This window comes from Pseudonocardia lutea (assembly GCF_042658055.1).
Classification (GTDB): Bacteria; Actinomycetota; Actinomycetes; order Mycobacteriales; family Pseudonocardiaceae; genus Pseudonocardia; species Pseudonocardia lutea.
The window spans coordinates 104,697-112,271 of record NZ_JBHSQK010000035.1; the positions used below are offsets into that span (position 1 = coordinate 104,697).

Sequence of the window (7,575 nt, forward strand, 5' to 3'; positions counted from 1 at the left end):
GGCGCTGTGACGTCCGTCCGGCGGGTGCCCGTCCGGCCCGCTCAGAAAACCGGGAGGGCGCCGATCGCGGGCACGACGGCGGTCCGCACGGAGGTCTCCGCGATCACCGTGCCCTCGACCAGCCCGCACGAGGAGTCGCGCCGCAGGACGTCCCGCTCGCCGGCGTACTGCCCGTCGACCGGGTCGACGAGGAGCTCGGTGCGCGTCGGGCCGGCGTCGTGCACCAGGGCGAGGCACAGGTTGCCGTCGAGGTCCTTGACCTCGTCGACGAGCGAGACGGCCGGGAGCCGCAGCAGCGCGGCGTAGAGCGGCGCGCGCAGGTCGGCCGGGACGGAGCAGGTCCGCAGCGCGTCGACGGCGCTGCGGAAGGGCCCGGTGTAGGTGCGCCCCAGCGGCGCGTCCGCCAGCAGCCGGGCCAGCAGCTCGTCGGGCTCGCGGGGCAGCAGGGCGAGGAACTCCGGCGTGGGCGTGGCCCAGCTCCCGGCGGGCCGGTGCGGGGCGGTGTCGTGCAGATCGGCGTAGAAGTCGCCGTACTTCGCGCGGAACCGGCCGGTGGGCCAGGCGTCGCGCAGGTCGAACCCGGCCTCGTCGGCCTTCTCGCCGGACCCGGCGAGCCAGGTGATCCGCCCGGTGAGCTCCCGGTCGAGCAGCCAGTCGGCCTCCTGGACGGCCGGTGTCCACTGCTGGAGCAGGTGCTCGGACAGGTGCACGTGCACCGGCCCGGCCGGGTCGGGGCCCATGAACGTGCCCATCCACCAGGCGTGCGTCGCGATGTACCGGTACTGCTCCGGTTCCATCGGCTCGTCGGACGTGCGCACGGGCAGGTCGGGCACCACGCAGCTCCCGGGGGTCGACAGGTTCACCCCGCATTGTGGAACGGCCCGACACGGGCCGTGACGCCACCCCCGGTTCGTGTGACGCTGCGCTGCTCAGGGCCGAAGTCCGCTCCGCGGGCTCCGCTCGGTGCCGATGTCCGCTCCGCGGGCTCCACTCGGTGTCGATGTCCGCTCCGCGGGCTTCGCTCGGTGCCGATGTTCGCTCCGCGAGCTTCGCTCGGTGCCGATGTTCGCTCCGCGGGCTCCGCTCGGTGTCGATGTTCGCTCCGCGAGCTCCGCTCGGTGCCGATGTTCGCTCCGCGAGCTCCGCTCAGCCGCGTGTCACGGCAGCCACTCCCGCACCTGCCCGAGGACCTTCGCCGCGTCCTGGGTGACCGGGTTGACCTGGAGATGGGTGACGCCGACCTCGTGCAGCGCCGCGATCCGCTCCTTGACGAACGAGGGCGGGCCGATGAGCGTGGCCTGCTCGATGAACTCGTCCGGCAGTGCGGCGGCGGCCTCCTCCTTGCGTCCGTCGAGGTAGAGGTCCTGGACGGTCCTCGCCGCGTCCGCCCAGCCCTGGCGCTGCATCACGGTGTTGTAGAAGTTCTTCCCGCGGGCGCCCATGCCGCCGACGTAGAGCGCGAACATCGCCCTCGCCGCCTGCCGGGCCGGCTCCCACATCTCCTCCTCGATCGCGAGGAAGCCGCCGCCGGTGATCTGCAGCGGCCCGAGCTCGGGCGCCCGCTTGGCCAGGCCGGCGGCCAGCGGCTCGCCGAACGCCTGCTGCATCCGCTCCGGGATGACGGCGTGCGGCAGCCAGCCCTCGGCGAGCTCGGCGGTCATCTCGACGTTCTTGTCGCCGAGCGCCGCGATCCAGATCGGGATGTCCGCCCGTCGCGGGTGGTTGATCAGCTTGAGCGGCTTGCCCAGCCCGGTGCCCCGGCCCTCGGGGACGGGAATCGTGTAGATGCCCTCGTGCTCGATGCGCTCGCGCCGCCACACGGCCCGGCAGATCTCGATGACCTCGCGGGTCCGGCCGACGGGCTTGTCGAACGGCACGCCGTGGAACCCCTCGATCACCTGCGGCCCCGAGGTGCCGAGCCCGAGGATCGCCCGGCCGCCGGACAGCGCGTCGAGGCCCGCGGCGGTCATCGCCGTGAGCGTCGGCGTCCGGCTGTAGATCGGCAGGATCCCCGAGCCGATCTCGATCCGCTCGGTGCGGGCGGCCAGGTAGCCCATGAGGGACACGGCGTCGAAGCTGTAGGCCTCGGCGACCCACACGACGTCGAGCCCGGCCTTCTCGAGCTCGACGATGCGGGTGGCGCCCGCCACCGGGTCGTCGCTGTACGGCAGCTGGGTCGAGAGCTTCACGACAGCGAGACTGTCACATGCGCGGCCCGGATCACACCGTGCGGCGCTCCCGACCCGCCCAGAAGGGTGCGCGCAGGTCCTTCTTGAGGATCTTGCCGGTGGGGTTGCGGGGCAGCTCGCTCACGACGTCGACGCCCTTGGGGCACTTGTACGGGGCCAGGTGTGCGCGGCAGTGGGCGAGCACGGCCGCCTCGTCGAGCTCGGTCCCCGCCGCGGCGACGACGATCGCGCGCGGCACCTCGCCCCACCGCTCGTCCGGCACGCCGATCACCGCCACGTCCGCGATGCCGGGGTACTCGGCCAGCACGCGCTCGATCTCGGCGGGGTACACGTTCTCCCCGCCGCTGACGATCATGTCCTTGACCCGGTCGGTGACGTAGACGTAGCCGTCGGCGTCGAGGTGGCCGCCGTCGCCGGAGCGCAGCCAGCCGTCGGGCGTGATCGCCGCGGCGGTGGCCTCGGGCTGCTGCCAGTACCCCTTCATCAGCTGGGCCGTGCGCACCCAGATCTCCCCGGGCTCGCCGGTCGGCACCGGCTCGCCGGTGGCGGGGTCGCGGACCTCGATCTCGACGCCGTGGATCGGCGTCCCGGCCGAGACCAGCCGGTGCGCCACGGACGGGTCCTCGTGGTCCGCCGCGCCGAGCGCGGTGACCACGCCGCACGCCTCCGTCATCCCGTAGACCTGGTGCATCCGCCCCGGGAAGAGCGGCAGGCAGGCCCGCATCACCGGCAGCGGCATCGGCGAGGCCCCGTAGGACAGGACCTTGATCGCGGAGAGGTCCCGGTCGGCCACCCCCGGGACCCGGGTGAGCGCCGCCAGCAGCGCGGGGACCAGGAAGGTGTGGGTGATCCGCTCCGTCTCCAGCTGCTCGACGACCGCGGCCGGATCCGGGACGCGCAGCATCACCATCCGCGCACCGAAGTGGATCGCGAGCAGGGCGTAGCTGGTGCCGCCGACGTGGAACAGCGGCATCGCCACCTGCACCACCGCCTCGTGGTCCACCTCGAAGCTCTCGGCCACGTTCGTCGAGTGGGCCAGCATCGCCCGGTGGGTGAGCATCACGCCCTTGGGGAAGCCCGTCGTGCCCGAGGTGTAGAGCTGCACGAAGCAGGCGTCGGGATCGACCTCGGCCGGGCCCTGCTCGGGCTCGTGCGCGGCCAGCCAGGCCTCGTACTCGTCCTCCGGCCCGCCGACCCGGACCGTCCGGCGCAGCGCCGGGGTGTGCTCGCGCAGCCCCTCGACGGCCTGCACGAACTCCGGCCCGACCAGCAGGAGCACGGCGCCGGCGTCGTTGAGCACGTAGACGATCTCCGGCGGCGCCAGGCGGAAGTTGACGACGGCGTCGGCCGCCCCGATCCGGGCACAGGCGAGCGTCATCTCCAGGCAGGAGGGGTGGTTCAGGTCGAGCACGGCGACCCGGTCGCCCGCCCGCACCCCGTCGGCCCGCAGCGCGGTGGCCAGCCGGCGGACCCGCTCGTCGAGCTCGGCCCAGGTGCGCCGCACGCCCGCGAACCGCAGCGCCTCGGCGTCGGGGCGCTCGGCGGCCCAGCGCCCGAGCAGGCCCGGGGCGTCCGTCGGCGCTCCTGCGGGGACGGCGGGGCGGTCGGGGGACAACGTCATCGGTGCTCCCTGCTCGTCGGGATGACGGACCGTGAGGTGGATCACGGCGAGCGCCACTCTAGCGTCGGGAGAACCGGGATCGAGGGACGAACCGAACGGACGCACCCCCGGGTCCGACCGGCGCGAACCGCGGGCAGGATGGGGCTCCGGCAGGCGTGAGGAGAGGTGTGGGACGCGAACCCGACGGCAGCGGCCGGATCGAGGTGTCCGGCCTGGCCAAGCGGTTCGGCACGGTCGAGGCCGTGCGCGGGCTGTCGTTCACGGTCGGGCCGGGCGCGGTGACCGGCTTCCTGGGGCCCAACGGCTCCGGCAAGACGACGACGCTGCGCGCGATCCTCGGCCTGGTCACCCCGACGGCCGGGTCGACGCTGGTCGAGGGCGCGCCGTACGCCGGGCTGGCGGCACCCGGGCGGGTCGTGGGTGCGGTGCTGGAGGCGCAGGGCACCCACCCCGGGCGCACCGCCCGCCGGCACCTGCAGGTGTGCGCCTCGGCGATCGGCGTCCGGGAGGAGCGGGTCGACGAGGTGCTCGCGCTCGTCGGCCTCACCGAGGCCGCCGACCGGCCCGCCGGCGGCTTCTCGCTCGGCATGGCCCAGCGGCTCGCCCTGGCCACCGCGCTGCTCGGCGACCCCCGGATCCTGGTCCTGGACGAGCCGGGCAACGGCCTCGATCCGCAGGGCATCGCCTGGCTGCGGGAGTTCCTGCGCGGCTTCGCCCGCGCCGGCCGGACCGTGCTCGTGTCCAGCCACCAGCTGGCCGAGATCGCGCAGACCGCGGACCGGCTCGTCGTGATCTCGTCGGGCACCTGCGTCTACCAGGGCGCGGCGGACGGGTTGCAGGGCCGCCCGGCGGTCCGGGTGCGGTGCTCGGACCCCGTCCGGCTGGCCGAGGCGCTCGCCGCCCGCGGCGTGCTGGAGATCGACCACGTCGCCGAGGGCGGGCTCGCCGTCGCCGCCGACGCGGTGCTCGTCGGCGACACCGCGCTCGCCGCCGGGGTCGCGGTCTACGGGCTGACCGAGGAGCGCGCGGACCTGGAGGCGATGTTCCTGCGGCTGACCGGCGGAGGCATGGCGTGACGACCGATCTGCTCCCCGGCGCGGGCGTGCTGCGGGCCGAGGCGCTCAAGGCGCTGTCGGTGCGCACCTGGTGGGCGCTCGCCATCCCGGTGGGCCTGCTCGCGGTGATGGTCAACCTGTTCGGCGGGCTGTTCGGCTCGGCGGTCGCCGGGGTCGGCGGCGACGACGGCATCCCGGGGATCCTGCTGGCGTCGCTGGCCTACGCGCTGTCGCTGACCACGGTCTTCGCCGCGCTGCACGGCGTCGTGCTCGCCACCGCGGAGTTCCGGCACCGCACCGTGACCACGACCTACCTGCTGGCCGGGCGGGTGCCGACCCTGCTGGCCAAGGCCGCGGTGGCGGCCGGCGTCGGCGCGGCGTACGCGCTCCTCGCGATCGTGCTCGGGCTCCTGGCCGGGCTGGCGGGGCAGGGGGCCGCGCCGCTGCCGTCCGTCGGCGGGATCGTGTCGCTGAGCTGCGCCGGGATCCTGGTCTGCGCGTTCTGGTCGGTCCTGGGCGTCGCGCTCGGCACGCTGGTCGTGAACCAGGCCGGCGCCGTCGTGGCGCTGCTGGTCTACGTGCTGGCGGCGGAGAACCTGGTCGCGCTGGTCCTGCGGTCGGGCACCGAGGAGGGCGAGGCGCCGGGAACGGCCGCCCGGATCACCTCGCTCCTGCCGGCCAACGCCGGCGACGTCGCCCTCTACGACCTGCCCGCCCGCGAGCTCGGCGGCCGGTACGCGCCGTCGATCGTGGAGGGGCTGGCCGGGGTCGCCGCGCCGCCGCCGGGGTGGGGCGCGCTGCTCGTGCTCCTCGTGTGGACGGGCGCCGGGCTGGCGGTCGCCTGGGTGGTCGGCGGGCGCCGCGACGTGACCTGAGACCCCTTCCGACCAGCACGGACGTCGTCGTGCGGCGGAGTGTCGGACCGGCGTCCTAACCTGGATCCGTGCCCGACCCGCTCCCCACCACCTCGCCCGACCAGGGCACCCGGCCCACCGGATGGCTGCGCCGGCTCACCCGCGAGTGCCTGCGGCACCGCGGGGTCACGATCGGCGCGCTGGTCGCGTCCGTGCTCGGGGTCAGCCTCGACGCGGCGGGCCCGCTACTCACCCGGGTCGCGGTCGACGACGCGGTGCGCGGCGTCACGGACGTGCTGCTCCCCATCGTGCTGGCCATCCTGGGGCTGGCGGTGGTCCGCTTCACCGCCTCCTTCCTGCGCCGCTACCTCGCCGGGCGCATGGCGCTCGACGTGCAGCACGACCTGCGCCGCCAGGTGTTCGCCGCGGTCCAGCGGCTCGACGGGCGCCGGCAGGACGCGCTGCGCACCGGCCAGGTCGCCTCGCGCGCGATCACCGACCTGCAACAGGTCCAGTCGTTGCTGTCGATGGTGCCGCTCACGGCGGGCACGGTCGCGCTGGTGATCGCGTCGGTGGCGGCGATGCTGTGGCTGTCCCCGCTGCTCACCGTCGTCTCGCTGATCATGCTGCCGCTCGCGGCCTACATCACCGGCCGCACCCGGCGCTCGCTGTTCCCGGCCACCTGGTCGGCGCAGCAGCGGGCGGCCGACGTGGCGCAGCAGGTCGAGGAGACCGTCACCGGCGTACGCGTGGTCAAGGGCTTCGGGCAGGAGACCCGCGAGGTCGGCACGCTCGAGGGACTGGCCCGGCGGCTGTTCGGCGAGCGGATGCGCGCCGCGCGGATGACGGCCCGGCTCAACCCGGTGCTGCTCGCGCTGCCCACGCTCGGCCAGGTCGCGGTCATCGGCATCGGCGGCCTGATGGCGCTGCGCGGCTCGATCTCGCTGGGCACCTTCCTGGCCTTCACCACCTACGTCGCCCAGCTCGTCGGGCCGGCCCGGCTGGTCGGGTCGCTGATCGTCAGCGCGCAGCTGGCGCGGGCCGGCGTCGAGCGCGTGTACGACCTGGTCGACGCGGAGCCGGACGTGCAGGACCCGCCGTCGCCGAAGGCCCTGCCGGCCGGCCCGGTCGGCGTGGAGCTCGACGGGGTGCGGTTCGGCTACGAGCCGGGCCGGCCGGTGCTCGACGGGGTGTCCCTGCGCGCCGAGCCGGGGGAGACCCTCGCGGTGGTCGGCACCGCCGGGTCCGGCAAGTCCACGATCGCGCTGCTGCTGCCCCGCTTCTACGACCCCTGGGACGGGGCGGTGCGGATCGGCGGCGTCGACGTCCGCGAGCTGCGGCTGCGGGACCTGCGCGCGGAGCTGGGCGTGGTGTTCGAGGAGGCGTTCCTCTTCTCGGACACGATCCGCGCCAACATCGCCTACGGCCGGCCCGACGCGACCGAGGAGGAGATCCGGGCCGCCGCGTCGGCCGCGCAGGTCGCCACGTTCGTCGAGGCGCTGCCCGAGGGGTACGACACGCAGGTCGGCGAGCGCGGGCTCACGCTCTCCGGCGGACAGCGGCAGCGGATCGCGCTGGCCCGCGCGCTGCTCACCGACCCGCGCGTCCTGGTGCTCGACGACGCGACCTCCGCCGTCGACACGGCCACCGAGTCCGCCATCCACGAGGCCCTGCGCGAGCTCACCGCCGGGCGGACCACGATCCTCGTCGCCCACCGGCGCTCCACCCTCGCCCTCGCCGACCGGATCGCGGTGCTCGACGCCGGCCGCGTCGTCGACGTCGGGACCGAGGAGGAGCTGCGGGGCCGGTGCGCGCTGTTCCGCGAGCTGCTGGCCACGGGGGCGGAGGCAGCCGCC

6 protein-coding genes are annotated in these 7,575 nt (G+C 74.9%); 3 read left to right on the top strand and 3 right to left on the bottom strand.

Features of this window, described 5'->3' with window-relative positions; translation table 11 throughout:
* Positions 1-41: 41 nt before the first annotated feature.
* From ACFQH9_RS15330 to ACFQH9_RS15340, 3 genes are all read right to left on the bottom strand, one after another.
* A complete protein-coding gene (locus ACFQH9_RS15330) occupies positions 42-833 on the bottom strand; it encodes a hypothetical protein (RefSeq protein ID WP_379566770.1) in 792 nt (263 codons plus the stop codon).
* 324 nt (positions 834-1,157) lie between these two features.
* A complete protein-coding gene (locus ACFQH9_RS15335; protein ID WP_379566771.1) occupies positions 1,158-2,189 on the bottom strand; it encodes an LLM class F420-dependent oxidoreductase in 1,032 nt (343 codons plus the stop codon).
* A 31-nt stretch (positions 2,190-2,220) separates the two neighbouring features.
* Entirely contained in the window at positions 2,221-3,810 is a 1,590-nt protein-coding gene (locus tag ACFQH9_RS15340; protein WP_379566772.1) for a long-chain-fatty-acid--CoA ligase, read from the bottom strand.
* 167 nt (positions 3,811-3,977) lie between these two features.
* Here ACFQH9_RS15340 and ACFQH9_RS15345 point away from each other — a divergent pair, with 167 nt between their 5' ends.
* From ACFQH9_RS15345 to ACFQH9_RS15355, 3 genes are all read left to right on the top strand, one after another.
* On the top strand, positions 3,978-4,886 hold the full coding sequence (locus ACFQH9_RS15345; RefSeq protein WP_379566773.1) for an ATP-binding cassette domain-containing protein: 909 nt from the start codon (positions 3,978-3,980) through the stop codon (positions 4,884-4,886).
* Positions 4,883-5,740, top strand: coding sequence for a hypothetical protein (locus ACFQH9_RS15350; RefSeq protein WP_379566774.1), 858 nt, complete (start codon positions 4,883-4,885; stop codon positions 5,738-5,740). Before ACFQH9_RS15345 ends, ACFQH9_RS15350 begins: the two co-directional genes overlap by 4 nt.
* Before the next feature lie 68 nt (positions 5,741-5,808).
* Positions 5,809-7,575 (top strand): ABC transporter ATP-binding protein (locus ACFQH9_RS15355; RefSeq protein WP_379566775.1); only part of this gene is annotated, 1,767 nt, incomplete at its 3' end.

What these genes read in the sequence shown, in the direction of transcription:
- ACFQH9_RS15340 (WP_379566772.1), bottom strand. Translation starts at nt 3,810, where the DNA reads ATGACGTTGTCCCCCGACCGCCCCGCCGTCCCCGCAGGAGCGCCGACG.